The organism is Legionella stuttgartensis (genome assembly GCF_977063405.2).
In genome coordinates this window covers 466,233-482,108 of the sequence record NZ_CDRUHA020000033.1, presented here as the reverse complement: position 1 = coordinate 482,108, position 15,876 = coordinate 466,233, and the positions used below count along the sequence as shown (strand labels likewise).

The following is a 15,876-nucleotide window of genomic DNA, read 5'->3' as shown; positions in this document are numbered from 1 at the left end:
AAAAAAATCCTTTACGGAGTAGGTCTTTTTCTTTTTAAGCAACCGATGGAGCGCTTTAGTTTAAGGTGATTCCATGGCGATTGCTTTTGCTCGTATCTCAATTCACAGTCGTTCAAAAGGACATAGTGCTGTTGCTGCCATTAGCTATCGTGCAGGTCAAAAATTAATTGATTCACGCACTGGTATTACTCATGATTTTTCAAATCGCCATGATGTAGTTTATTCAGAAGTTATATTGCCTGAAGATTGTGATGAAGCATTTCTCGATCGAGAGTTTTTATGGAATCAAGTTGAACTTGCCGAGAATCGTATTGATGCTCAAGTATGCAAAGATTTCGTTTTAGCATTACCTAAAGAACTGGACTTAGTTCAACAAATAGATCTTGTTAAAAACTTTGCTCAAGTTCATTTTGTTGAAAATCGATTGCCAGCAGACGTTGCCATTCACGATCATGATGATGGTAATCCCCATGCTCACATTCTTATCCCTACACGTCGATTGGAAAAAGAAGGGTTTTCCAAGTACAAAGCACGTGATCTTAATCCTGCTTTTGCCAAAGGATTTGTAGTTGAACAAGATTATTGGGGAGAAAAATGGCGAGAATTCCAAAATAATTTTTTTAAAGAGCATCAGATTGATTTATGTGTTGATTTCAACCATCTAATACCTGAGCGTCATCATGGAACAATGAAGTCAACCAATAATCATTATTTACTTGAAGAAAATGAGCTTATTCAAGGGTTAAGAAAAGAACTGGCTAAAAATCATATTGAAGAATTACTTAGCCACATTTCATCACAACATAGCGTTTTTACTCGTTCAGATATAGAAAAGCTGTTGTTTAAAACAATGAAAAACCATCAGGCTCCTAACGAATATTTAGGCATGGTTGAGCGTGTATTAAATCATAGGCATATTATCAAACTTGGTCTTAATGACGACGGAAAAGAAGCTTATACAACTAAAATTACGGTTGGAGAATTGCTTAGAGAATTTTTAGAAGAAGCAAAGTCAACCAAAGAAGCTAGTACATACCGAGGCTATAAACGTGTTTGTGAAGGACACCTCTTACCAATGTTTGATAAAGTGGAGATAAAGGATTTACAACCTGCACTACTAAGAAAATGGATTAAAAGTCTTAATTGTACTACTAAAATACCGTTGCGAATATCCTAATTCCTCTACGTGCCATTATTGAACAAGCCTTAGTGGATCAATACATCAAAGAAAATCCTCTTAACAGTATTATTGTAAATAGGTTACTTAATAAAGAAACCAAAAAGAGTGATTACAAACCCGATCCTTTTAGCGTCGATGAAATTAAATTAATATTAAACGAGGCTGAAGGACAAGTGCGCTTATTATTTCAATTTGCTTTCTTCACAGGCTTACGAGTATCAGAACTTATTGGATTGAGATGGGAAGACGTGGACTGGCAACACAATATTATTCATGTAGAAGAAACCATTGTTGCTAAAGAAGCTAAAGGTCCAAAAACTGAAGCAGGTATACGTGATGTCCTTTTATTGCCTCCAGCAATAGAAGCTTTAGAACAACAGAAACAATACACATTTCAACAAAAAGGGAGAGTTTTTTTTAACCCTAGAACGCTTCACCCATGGGAAACCTCACAACAAATTCGTCGTACCCAATGGATGCCAATTTTAAAAAAGGCAGGTGTTCGCTATCGCAATACCTATCAAACTCGCCATACTTATGCATCAATGATGTTATCCAAAGGAGAAAATATTATGTGGGTTTCTAAGCAATTAGGACATGTGGATATAGAAATGGTCATTAAAACTTATGGTCGATGGATACCGAATAGTTCCTCCCAAGCTGGATATTGTCCTGTGCATGATTGGGGCACACATCTAAATTCATCTGACTCAATCCCATAATTTAATTGAACCACTGACCTGAAACGGTTTTTTATCAACTAATGTAAATAATTCAGTAAGTGACTCTTGAGTTTTGTAAATAAATTGAATATAAGTTTCAACCATTCTCAAATATTCTGGCATATTGATATTTAAGAAGTCTATTAATACATTAGGTAAATTTTCTTTAGAATCAATACTTTTTTTCATATCACAATATTGTTGCAATACCGAAATCATTTTTAAATAATTCTTGTTGGATATGTGACAAGATTGCAGAATTGAAGGATTAATTTGATAATCAGAAAAACGCGTTGTCACAAGATTCAATAAGTTTCCAATATGTTCAAACTTAATTATTATTGATGAATCTAATGAAAAATTCTGTACCACTGTAATAATTCCATCTCTAGTTTGCATTCTGGTTGGAGATTTCAAGATATCAAGCCGCTTTTGTAAGTCTTTTTTCAAATTGTATAATTCTGAATATTGCATAAGGAGTGAAAATGAAATTAGGTGTAATAAACCGGATATTTCACGTTCTAATTTTTTAAGGTCTGTGCCTTTATCTCTTCTTTTAGTCCAATAATGTGATAATGTTGCGCCAACTATACCACCAGTAGAAAAAATTTTAATGAAATCCACTTGAATCCTTTAATGCGTCGAGTTGAAAATAGTGCCGCTATGGTGCCGCAGCTTAAGGATATAATATTTTTATGTAGAAAAATCAAGAAGTTAAATGGTGGAGGCGGCGGGAATCGAACCCGCGTCCGCAAATCCTCTGCCTTCAGCTCTACATGCGTAGCCGTGTCTTTTGATTTAACTGTGCATTCTCCGACGGGCAGGATACTACACAGCGATTCCCTGAATTTCGCGCCTTAATACGGGATGGATTAGGACGCTAGCTTATCTCTTATGACCGTTGATTCGATACCGATAAGCGGGCTCGGTCGAACGGGATACTGGGTTTATTGGCCAGTACACAGTGATGGTTCATCTAAAGCGCTTATTAGGCAGCGATAGCTTCCCCACCAGCAAAGTTTTCATCGTTTGCATTTATATTTAGTTGAGTCTGATTTACGAGAGTTCTCATTCTCGGCATGCACCTCTGGTTTTGCAACCCACGTCGAAGCCAGGTCGCCCCCTTTGTACACTATAAGTATAACATAAAATGTGAACAGATTAGCAGCTTTCTTTTGAAAATTCAGGAGGAGATTTCCTGGGTGAGGGCTTTGCCTTCACCCAGGGTTTGCTTTAGCCTTGAATCCCATTATGACGTAATAACGCATCAACCGTTGCAGGGCGGCCTCTGAACTCTTTATAGGCCTCAGCCGCTTTCTTAGAGCTGCCTGCTTCCAATATGTAATGCAGGAAATCACGTCCTGTTTTAGGATTTAAAACCCCTTCTTCTTCAAAACGCGAAAAAGCATCGCTGGATAAAACTTCTGCCCAACTGTAACTGTAATACCCTGCAGCATATCCACCGGCAAATATATGACTAAAACTCTGTGGAAAACGATTATACGGAACCACCGGAATAACACTGGTTTTAGAGCGAACATCGGCCAGGATATTCTCAACCAAAGAGTCCTGCTTAGGCATAAACTCTTGATGGATACGAAAATCAAATATAGAAAATTCCATCTGCCGTAACATCGCCATCGCCGATTGGAAATTTTTTGCAGCAATCAGACGTTCAAAAAGTGACTCGGGAATCGGTTCACCGGTTTCCACATGCGATGTCAAAACATCCAAACCACTTTTCTCCCAACACCAATTTTCAAAAAATTGACTGGGTAACTCTACAGCATCCCACTCTACTCCGTTAATACCTGATGCACCTAGATAATCGACCTGGGTTAAAATGTGATGCAGGCAATGGCCAAATTCATGGAATAAGGTAACTACTTCTTCATGCGATAACATCGCGGGTTTATTGGCTGATGCTTTGGCAAAATTACAGGTCAAGGTTGCTATAGGCAACTGGACCTTGCCATCTTCCAGTCTTCTGCGGCTTTGCAATGAATCCATCCACGCACCGCTGTGTTTGTTCGGTCGAGCAAATAAATCCGTAAACACATAACCACGCACCGCTCCATGTTCGTCGACCACACAATAGCATTGGACGTCCTTATGCCAAATATCAACACCCTTTACTTCTTCTATGGACATTCCATAAAGCTTTTTAACTAAATCAAATAAGCCCTGCATAACCTTTGGTTGTGGAAAATAAGGACGTAGATCTTCTTGTGATAAAGTGAATAAAGCTTGTCTTCTTTTCTCAGACAAATACCCCACGTCCCAAGGTTTGACGGGATTAAGCTTAAATTGTTCCGCGGCAAATTGCTCCAGCTGCTTGAACTCCGTTGTTGCTTGCGCATGGATACGCTGGACCAAGTCATTCATAAAATCTCTTACTTGGTTGGTAGAATCTGCCATTTTGGTCGCAATGGACAATTCAGCATAATTGTTAAACCCTAACAGTTGGGCTTTTTCGTGGCGTAAGGCTAAAATTTCATTGATCAGCGGTGTATTGTCATAGGTTTTCGCATTAGGACCTTGATCAGAAGCTCGCGTAATGTAGGCTTGATACATTTCCTCACGTAACGCACGATCTTCAGCATAGGTCATTACCGCTTGATAACAAGGATATTCCAGAGTCAGCATATGTCCTTCAAGACCCTTCTCCGCCGCGACTTCTTTCGCAGTATTTAAAGCATGCTCGGGTAGTCCTGCCAAACGCGATGAATCTTTAATATGCAAAGTAAATGCTTGGGTGGCGTCCAAAATATTATGTTCAAATTGATTGGTTAATTCATCCAGACGAGTCTGAATTGCTTCAAATCGTTTTTTACGCTCTTTATCTAGGGCGACTCCTGATAATTCAAAATCACGCAAACTATCAGCAATCAACTTTTGTTGTACTGGATTTAACGCGTGTTTATCGATTGATTTAATTGCCTCATACAGTTCATGGTTATGGCCCATCGCCGATTCATAGGCTGAAAGAAGTGGCAAGCACTCATCATAGCATTTACGTAATTCTGGAGAATCCATAACCCCATGCAAATGCGACATGGGCGACCAAAAACGCTCCAGCTCATCCGCCATATCATCCAAAGGATAGATTAAATTATCCCAGGTATAATGGGGATTTTCTTTGAGCAAACGCGTAACCTCTTCCAAATGCTTTTTTAATATGGCATCAAGATGAGATCGAAAATGATTAACATCAATACGACTAAATTGGGGTAACCCTACTGGTGCTGACATGCTTTACCTTTGAAAATAGATACAAGAAGTAAAGCATAACATTCAATTACTAAAGCCTCTATACTTCAATGAAATCATTCATCTAGGAGCGTGGGGGGGAATTTTTTTTAGAGTTTCGTGATTTATTGGGAGATTTATGGATCCCGCGGACAAGCCGCGGGACGTGGGCGGGGGGGTAGTACTCATGGGAACGATAGCCCACAGGGGAAACGATAGTCTCATGAGGAGCGGATAGGGTCATAGTGGTACGAGAGTCCAAATTAAAAATGATGTTGTATTAATTAGACACAACACAATTGTTCATTGGGCTTTAAATCGTCTTTTTCATCATATTGAATATCGAGAGGAACAGGTGGCACTCCCTTATTGTTAAAAAATCCCAATTTTGCCAAGGCGGCTGAACGGTCGATGGTATCTTGAGGTCGACTCTTGTTGACCTGTTCTGCAATCGCAAAATTAATGAAACAAATCGTAACCAAGCAAATTGCAGCAATCAGGGGGATAATTGGATTTGCTGCAAACATAGGAAGAGCGCAACACATTGCGAGAAAAATAAGTGTCGTGGTGGTTACATGAGAGCCGAGTCGATACCGTTCAAAATCCATTTGCGTGTCTATTGCCTTAATATGTTCCTTTATTTGCCCTTGCTCTTTCTCAGTTGAAGTGCTTAGCATAGCCATATATTGCGAGCGCAGTTCGCTTAAACGACTCAATTCGATATAAGCCCTTGTCATCGCCATGATGACGTCAAACGCAAAAACAGCAAGTGATACATAAACTCCGAATGGAGCCAAAGCACCGGTTAGGATAAAACAATTAATGAACCCTGCACCTACCCAGGCAGTGTCATTTCCTAATTCAAACCAACGACGCTTTATTTGGGTACTAAGACGTACAGACCAACCCAAAGCGTATTCCTTATCATCCATCCACCATGTTGGCACCGTATGCTTTATCAACACAAAAAGATTCACTAATAATCGTGGCAACCAAAAAAACCAGGCTACATGCATCAAAATAGGGTCCAGAACTTTACCCATTATTCTGACAAAATGTCGATATGATTCCGAGCTTGTATTAAGGACAGCCAACAAATCCAGCGCCCGTTTGGAGCGAGTTAATAACAACCGATATAAATTAACATCAAGAGTCCTATTGCGTATTTCTTGCGTAAATGAAGTACTAGCTTCTACTTTTTTCGGCTGTTGAGGAGGCCCCCCTAGTACTTCTAGCAATTCACGATATAAATTTTGTTGCTGACGTAAACGCGTCACTTCTCGGGGTATGATCAAGTAGTGTTTATAAATCTCTTCCAAAAGCTCAGCCATTATTAATGCAGCAATAAGTTGCTCTTTGAGCTCTTCTCGATCGACTACCTGCTTAGAGAGAAACTTGGCTCTTAATTGTTGCCCCAGTAAGCTGTATTCTAGATTCAACACCAGATGAAGAGGGACTACCTTACGGTAAAAATCAGGACCTAAATGCTTAATACGTTCTGAGAATGTCCTGTACATAGGAATTTGCCCAGCATGAGGAAGGGATAATTCCGGAAAGGTTTCTTGTAGATGTCGAATTAATGGGGTCATGATGTCCTAAAATGAGTTTGAATTTCGGGATATCAAATAAACAATTCTATATTGATCATTTGTTTATTGTCTATAAATAACTTTAAAAGTAAAAAAATCGGTCTGATTATATATAAAATTACACAAAAAGAAAATTTATGAACTACTTTAACTATTTATTGTTGCTATGAATGAGTATTTACCAATAAAAATATACATGCTCTTTCAGTGCCAAGGAAGTCTTTTTATTGGAGTAATCGATCTATACTATTGGTAAGTAATTTTGTGGTTTTAGGCTGCTCATAAAACGCGAAAATAGGACAAAATTAGTTCTTTTTGCAAAAAAATGATCAAAAATGCACTTATTTTCTTGCTGATTCATGTCTTCTGAGCGACAATATCACACCTAGTTAAGTGCACAAGAGAACCCATGAATCTTTCCAAAGAATTAGCTAATGCCATTCGCATGTTGAGTGTAGACGCAGTAGAACAAGCCCAATCAGGACATCCAGGAATGCCTTTAGGCATGGCTGATATTGCCACTGTGTTATGGAATAAATTTTTAAAGCACAATCCACAAAACCCTCTTTGGTTTAACCGCGATCGATTTGTATTATCTAATGGACATGGTTCCATGTTGCTATATTCCTTACTTCATCTGAGTGGCTATAACCTCTCCATCAACGATTTGAAGGATTTTCGCCAATTAAATTCGAAAACACCTGGACACCCAGAGCATGGTCATACCCCTGGAGTGGAAACGACTACCGGTCCTTTAGGGCAAGGCTTAGCAAATGCAGTGGGAATGGCTTTAGCAGAGCGCGTTCTGGCAACGCACTTTAACCGCGATGATTTTAATCTTGTGGATCATTACACTTATACCTTTACAGGTGATGGCTGCCTGATGGAAGGTATTTCCCATGAGGCATGTTCGCTCGCCGGTACTTTAGGCTTAGGCAAACTGATTGTGTTCTACGATGACAATGGGATTTCTATTGATGGTAAAGTAGAGTCCTGGTTTACTGATGACACCGCACAACGTTTTAAAGCCTATCACTGGCAAGTCATCGAAGGTGTAGATGGCCATGATATGGAGGCAATTGAACAAGCCATTCTTAAGGCCCAAGCGAATACCACCCAACCCACATTGATTATCTGCAAAACCATAATCGGACTTGGTTCTTCTGTTGCAGGCAGTGAAAAAGCCCATGGTGCCGCCTTAGGAGCAAAAGACATAGCCAATGTGCGCGAATTTTTTAAATGGAAGCATGAGCCTTTTGTTATCCCTGATGCCATTTATCAGCAATGGAGTCATAAAGAACAAGGCGAAAAAGAAGAACAGCAATGGCTAACTCTTTTAAACGACTACCAACAACACTATCCTCAAGAACATTATGAATTTTTACGCCGCATCAATGGGGATCTCCCCGATGATTGGCAAAGTCAAAGCAAGGCATTTTTTGAGAAATGCCGTAGCAATGACAAAGCAATCGCCACACGTAAATCTTCACAACAATGCATCGAACATTTCGCGAGCATGTTGCCCGAAATGCTTGGTGGTTCAGCCGATTTAACCGGCTCTAATAATACGGATTGGTCAGGCAGCAAAGCCATTACCGGCGAAGATTTTTCGGGTAATTACTTGTACTATGGAGTACGGGAATTTGGTATGGCGGCAATTATGAATGGTATGGCAGTCCATGGAGGATTTATTCCTTACGGCGGCACATTCCTGGTTTTCGCAGATTACGCGCGCAATGCCATTCGTTTAAGTGCGTTAATGAAACAACGCGTTATTTATGTCTTTACTCATGACTCCATTGGTTTAGGCGAAGACGGTCCAACCCATCAACCCGTAGAACACGCATCCATGTTGCGGATGACTCCAGGCATGAGTGTATGGCGTCCTGCAGATTTAATGGAAACAGCCGTTGCATGGAAGCTCGCTTTGGAGCATCATAATGGGCCAACATCCTTACTGCTTTCAAGACAAAATTTACCTGCATTGCCTCACGGAGCAACTGCAGCAGAGTTAATTACAAAAGGAGGTTACATCATTATGGATTGTGATGGCACACCTGATGCCATCTTGATTGCAACAGGCTCGGAAGTGCAGTTAGCAATCGCAGCTGCAGAGCAAGTGAAAACACGGGGACTTAAGGTAAGAGTGGTTTCTATGCCTTGCGCAGAACGATTCCTGGAGCAAGACCAAAATTATAAAAATCAGGTATTGCCCCAAAACGTCCACACTCGTATCGCAATTGAAGCTGCAAGCTCCGCTTATTGGTATCAATTCGTCGGCTTGCAAGGTGCCGTAATTGGCCTGGATCGTTTCGGTGTATCAGCTCCAGCAAATCAGGCATACGAATACCTGGGTATTACTGTAGAGCGAATAATTAAGACTTTAGAAGAATTAGTAATAAAAAAACAATAAAAACTTGTAGCCTGGGTGAAGGCGAAAGCCGTAATCCGGAACGTAAGGTCGTTTTACCCCGGGTTGCGCTTCGCTTCACCCAGGCTACGATTGCACACTTAACTTGAGATAGTAGTAACTCATTACTAAAATTGGAGAGAAGTAATATGACAATACGTGTCGCTATTAATGGCTATGGCCGCATTGGCCGTTGTATCTTAAGAGCAATTTTTGAATCCAAAAAACAAAATGACTTTGAAATCGTTGCTATCAATGATTTATCTGCAATTGAGACTACAGCCCATCTGACCCGTTATGACACTACACATGGCCGCTTCGCATCCGATGTAAGCGTTGAAGGCGACATGTTAATAATCGACGGCCATCCAATCAAAATCATTGCAGAACGTAATCCTCTAAATCTGCCTTGGAAAGAGTTAAACATTGATTTAGTCTTAGAGTGTACTGGTTTCTTCACGGAACGAGAAAAAGCAATGCAGCATATTACTGCTGGCGCGAAAAAAGTATTAATTTCCGCTCCAGGAAAAAATGTGGATGCAACGATCGTTTATGGAGTGAACCACCAAACGCTTAAAGCGTCTGATCTTATCGTTTCTAATGCGTCTTGCACCACAAACTGCTTAGCACCTGTTGTGAAACCTTTAAATGATGCCTTAGGTATTGAATATGGTTTATTGAATACAGTACATGCTTACACAAACGATCAAATGCTTTTGGATGGAAGTCATGAAGATTTACGCCGTGCTCGTGCAGCAGCGCATTCTATTATTCCAACAAAAACAGGTGCAGCCGCAGCTGTAGGATTAGTCTTACCTGAGTTAGCAGGAAAACTCGATGGCTTTGCGATGCGTGTTCCAGTCCTTAACGTTTCTGTTATCGATTTGACCTTTACAGCGAAGCGTGAAACGAGCGTAAAAGAAGTTAATGACATCGTACGCCAAGCAAAAAGTCGCATCTTACAAATCAATGATGATCCTTTAGTATCCTGTGATTTTAATCATAATCCTGCATCGTCTATTTTTGATACCACGCAAACTAAAGTATTTGGAAACCTAGTGAAAATCGTAGCCTGGTATGATAACGAATGGGGCTTTTCTAATCGTATGCTTGATACAGCACAGCAAATGATGAGTTGCTAAACCCCTGTTTGGAGATATTGATGAGTCTGATACAAATGAGCGATATAGACCTGTCTGGAAAACGGGTGCTAATTCGTGAAGATCTAAATGTTCCAATCAAAGAAGGAATGATTACCAGTGATCAACGATTGCAAGCGGCATTACCCACTTTAAAAGCTGCCTTGGATGCTGGTGCGGCAGTGATGGTTTTATCTCATTTAGGCCGCCCTGAAGAGGGAAAATTTGAACGACGCTTTTCTATGAAACCCATTGCAGAATACTTGCAAAAACATCTGAACTATCCTGTTCATTTCGTAACTGATTACCTCAATGGTGTGGATGCTAAACCAGGAGAGTTAGTCGTTTGCGAAAACGTACGCTTTAATGTTGGTGAAAAGAATAATGAAGAGCAGCTGGCTAAAAAACTTGCCAGCCTCTGCGATGTCTTTGTTATGGATGCTTTTGGTACAGCGCATCGGGCCCAAGCTTCTACATATGGTGTCGCTCAATATGCACCGATTGCCGTTGCCGGTCCTTTGTTGGTTCGCGAACTTAATGCTATAGAGAAAGCACTTGCGGCACCTGAGAAACCTATTGTCGCGATTGTTGGCGGGGCCAAAGTTTCCACCAAGCTCAGTTTGTTACGCCAATTAGTCACCCTTGTTGATTGCTTAATCCCTGGAGGCGGTATTGCAAATACATTCCTTAAAGCCCAGGGGTTTGAAATTGGTGTTTCCCTTTATGAAGAGGCTTTGCTGGATGAAGCACGAGAAATTCTCCAAATTGCTGAAGAAAAAGGGTGTCGCATACCCTTACCAACTGATGTGGTAGTAGGTAAATCGTTTAGTGAGCAGTGCCCTGCTTATAATAAATCGTTACACAATGTTGCCGCTGATGACATGATTCTTGATATTGGACCCATGACAGTTAGTGAGTATGTAGACCTAATTAATGAAGCTAAAACTATCATTTGGAATGGCCCAGTTGGCGTTTTTGAATTTGCCCAATTTGCGTATGGAACCCGGGCATTAGCGATTGCTATTGCGGAAAGCGATGCCTTTTCCATTGCTGGTGGTGGAGACACCCTTGCCGCAATCGATCTCTATGATCTGAACCAGCAAATTTCCTATGTTTCCACTGGAGGGGGGGCATTTCTTGAGTGCTTAGAAGGAAAAACCTTGCCAGCTGTTGCCATTTTGCAGGAGCGTGCAAAAGATGTTAAGACAAACTAAAATCGTAGCAACATTAGGCCCGGCAAGTAATAATCCGGTAACACTACGTGCCATGTTAACCGCAGGAGTTGACGTGGTGCGCATCAATTTTTCACATGCTGATGCCTCAGCATTACAACTCATTGCTTTAGTTCGAGAAATTGCTGAAGAATTAAATCGTCCACTGGCAGTAATGGCTGATTTACAAGGGCCTAAAATTCGTATTGGTCGTTTCAAAGAGAAATCGATTACTTTGATTGAAGGCCAAGACTTCACTTTGGATTGTAATGCCGCAGAATTATTAGGTGATAATAAGGAAGTTTCTGTTGCATACCCCAATCTTTCTAGTGAACTGGCTCCAGAAGATCATTTATTGCTTAATGATGGTTTAGTTGAATTGGAAGTAATAAATATTTCTGGCTCCAAAATTCATTGCCGTGTGGTTGAAGGCGGTGTCTTGAGCGATCTTAAAGGATTAAACAGAAAAGGTGGTGGGTTAGCAGCCAGAACCATGACTGATAAAGACAAGCGTGATTTACGCACAGCGATTGAAGCAGAAGTAGATTACATCAGTTTGTCTTTCGTAAAAGATGCTGAGGATATTCGTCATGCTCGTGCGCTCATGACTGAATTTGGCAAAAAAATACCAGTGATTGCTAAAATTGAACGAACCGAAGCATTGCACTATTTAACCGAAATTATTCAAGAAGCGGATGCACTCATGGTTGCCCGGGGCGATCTAGGAGTTGAAATAGGCGCCGCTGAAGTCCCTGCAATCCAAAAGCACATTATTGGCGAAGCCCGTCGATTAGACAAAGTAGTGATTACTGCAACGCAAATGATGGAATCGATGATTAATAATCCTCAACCTACTCGTGCAGAAGTCTCTGATGTTGCCAATGCGATATTAGATGGGACCGATGCGGTGATGCTGTCTGCAGAAACAGCCAGTGGCCATTTTCCCGTTAAAGTTTTGACTATGGTCAATAAGATCTGCCTAAGTACTGAGAAACATGCAAGTTTTTACTATCACAACGATAAAACGGAAGCCCATCATTATCACCGTGCGGATCAAGCAATTGCCATGGCAACAATGCATACCGCCAATCATTTCCCCATCCAGGCAATTATTACATTGACCGAATCAGGGGATACTGCCTTATGGATTTCCAGACAACAAAGTACTGTCCCTATTATCGCTGTTTCTGCCAATAAGCGAACCATAGGTCGCTTGTGCCTGGCTCATAATGTTTTTCCCGTGTTCATGAATTATCATCAATTCGATGCGGAAACATTGAATCAACAAGTACTTGAAGAGCTCATAAAATCAGGCCATCTTGAGCCCAAAAGCTTTGTCTTATTAACAAGGGGTCGAATGATCGGCACCGCAGGAGGTACAAACAGTATGGAGATTATTCGGGTCTAAATGCTGTTTTTAAGATATACTTTTATTTTATTTTGCGGGTGTAGTTCAATGGTAGAACCTCAGCTTCCCAAGCTGATGGCGTGGGTTCGATTCCCATCACCCGCTCAATTCTAAAAGCTAAGGCGGATAGAGTTAGCACCAATGGCTGATTTCACATTTTCATACTTGGGGAGTCAGGATAATCCTTATGAAAATTTTCTTGTTTAGTAGCGAGTTCTTGTTCGTTACACTCGACACATTTTCCACAACAACAACGGATCGTTCGAGAAACAACCAAAGGTGTTGAGCCGCCCACCCCCATACCCAAACACGTAGTGAAGATCCACGGCAAGGGAGTAAAACAAGAAACTACAATGCCAACGGCTAAACCGATCGAACAACCGCAGCCTACAGCCGCTTTTTCTCCTTTGGTAATGCATGATTTTTTAAGTGGAAGATCCCAAATTTGACTGATTTCATCTTTTTGAGCTTTAATAGACTTTTTAAGTTCCACGATTTCTTTTTCAGCTTCGGAGCGCTTTTGGCGAAGAATTTCAGTGTGCCTTCTTTCTAGGAAACCTATAAATTGGGTACGTATTTTTGGAAAGGTTCCGTTATAGTCTTCATCACATATTTTAATGTAAATTTGCTTTGGATATCGAGAAACCAGTGATCTGAAGGTTTTATTGGTATTATATAAATAATTTAACGACTTTAAATCAAGAAAAAACATGATCTGGAACATTACGTCATCAGGGACTCCAGAAAAACTTCCTTTTTGTGTAGCATCAGTTTGTTCTTCTTCCTTTTTATTAAACACAACTCCTCCATTACAACGATTAAAAATGGAATATCGGTTTCAACTCCGGTGATATTATCGAATATTATAGAATATTCAAACAGTTATTTAATTTTCTTTAAGCTACTTAATACGGAGTATTAAAAGAGAGTCCGGGTAAGGTTCTGAAAACCTGGGTTTCGCTTCAAGGCACCCAGGCATGATTCGAAGTAAAATGAACTATTCGATGATTTCTTTTTTCTCGCTACGAGATAATCCCAATTTCTCTTTCAAACGCGCCACTGCATCTGGATCATATTGCTTAGTCGCTTTATTTTTTACGACTACAGCTGTGGTCCTCGCTGGTTGTACTGGAGCATTTAAGGTGTTATAGGTTGAAGAGCGTACAGGGTAAGTAGGGAAGTAAGCCTCTGTAGACGTAGATGATTGACCCGTTACTTGCGATTGAAAAGCGGTACTGTGTTGGGTCGAAGCGTTGGAGCTGGTCGTCTTTTCTACTTGAGTTTTGCGTGCGTTTCTTACACTTTTTTCAACACGTTTTTTAATTTTGGCAGCTGCATGTTCCGCTTCCTCTTCACTTACCGCAGAGACATCATTACCTTGCAAGTCAACGCGCATTTCTCGAAGCTTGAGGCATGCCAAATAATCAAGTCGACGCGTAAATAAAACCACGGCCTCTCTTAATTTACTTTTGGAAATCCCTGCTTTTTCAGCTTCATCTGCATGCAGCAAAATATCATCCATAATCCCCACTTTTAATGGACGGATCCGTAATGAATTATCGAATGCTGCGGGAAAATGGGCAGCGAGCCACAATAATGCATCTGTTCGTGCTTTTTTTGAACCGATTTTTTGAGCTTTATTAATAACGGCAGTGCGTGGGTGCAGCTCCTGTTTTCTCATTAGTGTACCCTTGTTAGATATTGAATGTCATATCCGGAAAATGAAATCATTCGCCTTAAGAATGAGCGCACAATGTACAATGTTTGATGATTGTTTGCAAGCACTCTGAAACATGTTCAATACGGTAAAAACAAGAAATCAAAGTAGAAAAATAGGCAATGATAGTCCTATAATGAAAACAGGACTTTTAAGTTCGTAATTTTTACTATAGATGCGATAGGATTTTAGTGTCTCGCTTAAGCCTTTTGATTACGACTTATGGAGCAAAATATGACAGATTTTATAAAAAAATTATTTATATTATTTATTGCCTTATTCTTTCCATGGATCATATTTCTTATGAATGATAATCCCGGAGGAGCCTTTATCGCCTTGGCGTTACAAGCCACCGTGATTGGATGGCCATTTGCAACCGCCTGGGCTTTGCGAACACACTATCCTCCCCCAAAAGAAAAGCAACACTAAGATCATAAGGAGAACTATGTTAACTCGCGTTATTGTAAATGGAGCTAACGGTAAAATGGGCTCGCTAGCCTGTGAGACCCTCAATAATCACCAAGAATTTGAATTAGTCGCACAACTTGGCAAAGACGATGATTTGGCACAAGCCATTAAAGACACTCAGGCGCAAGTTGTTGTTGATCTAACGCGCGCAGATTGTGTGTATCAAAATAGTCTTACGATTATAAATCATGGAGCCCATCCAGTTATTGGAACTTCAGGACTTCTACCCAACCAAATTAAAGAATTAACTACGTTTTGTGAAAGTCGTCGTTTGGGTGGAATTATTGTACCTAATTTTTCTATAAGTGCGGTTTTGATGATGATTTTTGCAGCCAAAGCGGCTGAATATTTTCCTGAAGTAGAAATTATTGAAGCACATCATCAACAAAAGCTGGATGCACCATCAGGAACAGCTTTAAAAACGGCTGAAATGATTGCTGCAGCACGGAAAGATCCCAAAAATAAATTAAATCTAAAAGAGTTAATCCCTGGTGCTCGGGGCGGAGTGCATTACGATATCAACATCCATTCTATACGTCTTCCTGGGGTTATTGCGCGTCAACAAGTCATTTTCGGCAGTGTAGGTGAAACACTAACTATTACAGACGACTGCATTGATCGACGCTCTTTTATGCCTGGAATCGTTTTATCCTGTCAAAAAGTATCCGGGTTATCTACTTTGATTTATGGACTTGAACATTTGCTCTAAAAAACATTCCTAGAAATTGTAGCCTGGGTGAAGCCCAGGCCAAACCCAGAAAATTATCTTGACCACTCAAATGA

The 15,876-nt window shown here is 40.5% G+C and carries 13 protein-coding genes, 1 tRNA gene and 1 other RNA gene; 9 read left to right on the top strand and 6 right to left on the bottom strand.

Going from position 1 to position 15,876, the window contains the following annotated elements; translation table 11 throughout:
• The first annotated feature begins 73 nt into the window (after positions 1-73).
• Complete coding sequence (locus ACWTEW_RS10795; protein WP_454781679.1) at positions 74-1,177, top strand: MobA/MobL family protein; 1,104 nt, start codon at positions 74-76, stop codon at positions 1,175-1,177.
• Between the two features lie 32 nt (positions 1,178-1,209).
• Positions 1,210-1,902, top strand: coding sequence for a site-specific integrase (locus ACWTEW_RS10790; protein ID WP_454781678.1), 693 nt, complete (start codon positions 1,210-1,212; stop codon positions 1,900-1,902).
• Here ACWTEW_RS10790 and ACWTEW_RS10785 read toward each other — a convergent pair.
• The 4 genes from ACWTEW_RS10785 to ACWTEW_RS10770 form a co-directional block, all read right to left on the bottom strand.
• A complete protein-coding gene (locus ACWTEW_RS10785; protein ID WP_454781677.1) occupies positions 1,891-2,526 on the bottom strand; it encodes a hypothetical protein in 636 nt (211 codons plus the stop codon). The two genes, ACWTEW_RS10790 and ACWTEW_RS10785, sit on opposite strands and share 12 nt — an antisense overlap.
• Positions 2,527-2,621: 95 nt before the next feature.
• Positions 2,622-3,026: a transfer-messenger RNA gene (gene ssrA / locus ACWTEW_RS10780) on the bottom strand.
• Positions 3,027-3,135: 109 nt separating this feature from the next.
• Entirely contained in the window at positions 3,136-5,154 is a 2,019-nt protein-coding gene (locus ACWTEW_RS10775; protein ID WP_454781676.1) for a M3 family metallopeptidase, read from the bottom strand.
• A gap of 281 nt (positions 5,155-5,435) precedes the next feature.
• Complete coding sequence (locus ACWTEW_RS10770) at positions 5,436-6,740, bottom strand: hypothetical protein (RefSeq protein ID WP_454781675.1); 1,305 nt, start codon at positions 6,738-6,740, stop codon at positions 5,436-5,438.
• 409 nt (positions 6,741-7,149) lie between these two features.
• Here ACWTEW_RS10770 and tkt point away from each other — a divergent pair, with 409 nt between their 5' ends.
• From tkt to ACWTEW_RS10745, 5 genes are all read left to right on the top strand, one after another.
• Complete coding sequence (tkt, locus tag ACWTEW_RS10765) at positions 7,150-9,153, top strand: transketolase (RefSeq protein WP_454781674.1); 2,004 nt, start codon at positions 7,150-7,152, stop codon at positions 9,151-9,153.
• A 146-nt stretch (positions 9,154-9,299) separates the two neighbouring features.
• Positions 9,300-10,292: a type I glyceraldehyde-3-phosphate dehydrogenase gene (gene gap / locus ACWTEW_RS10760; RefSeq protein WP_454781673.1), complete on the top strand. Its 993-nt coding sequence runs from the start codon at positions 9,300-9,302 to the stop codon at positions 10,290-10,292.
• A 20-nt stretch (positions 10,293-10,312) separates the two neighbouring features.
• On the top strand, positions 10,313-11,503 hold the full coding sequence (locus ACWTEW_RS10755) for a phosphoglycerate kinase (RefSeq protein WP_454781672.1): 1,191 nt from the start codon (positions 10,313-10,315) through the stop codon (positions 11,501-11,503).
• Positions 11,487-12,908: a pyruvate kinase gene (pyk, locus tag ACWTEW_RS10750; RefSeq protein ID WP_454781671.1), complete on the top strand. Its 1,422-nt coding sequence runs from the start codon at positions 11,487-11,489 to the stop codon at positions 12,906-12,908. Before ACWTEW_RS10755 ends, pyk begins: the two co-directional genes overlap by 17 nt.
• A gap of 34 nt (positions 12,909-12,942) precedes the next feature.
• Positions 12,943-13,013: transfer RNA gene (locus ACWTEW_RS10745), tRNA-Gly, on the top strand.
• 46 nt (positions 13,014-13,059) lie between these two features.
• On the opposite strand, the gene ACWTEW_RS10740 is transcribed toward ACWTEW_RS10745, so the two are convergent.
• Positions 13,060-13,707, bottom strand: a complete 648-nt coding sequence (locus ACWTEW_RS10740) for a hypothetical protein (RefSeq protein ID WP_454781670.1) — start codon at positions 13,705-13,707, stop codon at positions 13,060-13,062.
• Positions 13,708-13,905: 198 nt separating this feature from the next.
• Positions 13,906-14,589, bottom strand: coding sequence for a ProQ/FinO family protein (locus tag ACWTEW_RS10735; protein ID WP_454781669.1), 684 nt, complete (start codon positions 14,587-14,589; stop codon positions 13,906-13,908).
• Positions 14,590-14,859: 270 nt separating this feature from the next.
• Between ACWTEW_RS10735 and ACWTEW_RS10730 the strand changes: the two genes are divergently transcribed.
• The gene (locus ACWTEW_RS10730; RefSeq protein ID WP_454781668.1) at positions 14,860-15,054 is read left to right on the top strand and encodes a hypothetical protein; all 195 of its coding nucleotides are present in this window, start codon (positions 14,860-14,862) and stop codon (positions 15,052-15,054) included.
• A 16-nt stretch (positions 15,055-15,070) separates the two neighbouring features.
• Positions 15,071-15,802 carry a 4-hydroxy-tetrahydrodipicolinate reductase gene (gene dapB, locus ACWTEW_RS10725; protein ID WP_454781667.1) on the top strand — a complete coding sequence of 244 codons (732 nt, stop codon included), beginning with the start codon at positions 15,071-15,073 and terminating at the stop codon, positions 15,800-15,802.
• Positions 15,803-15,876 lie beyond the last annotated feature (74 nt).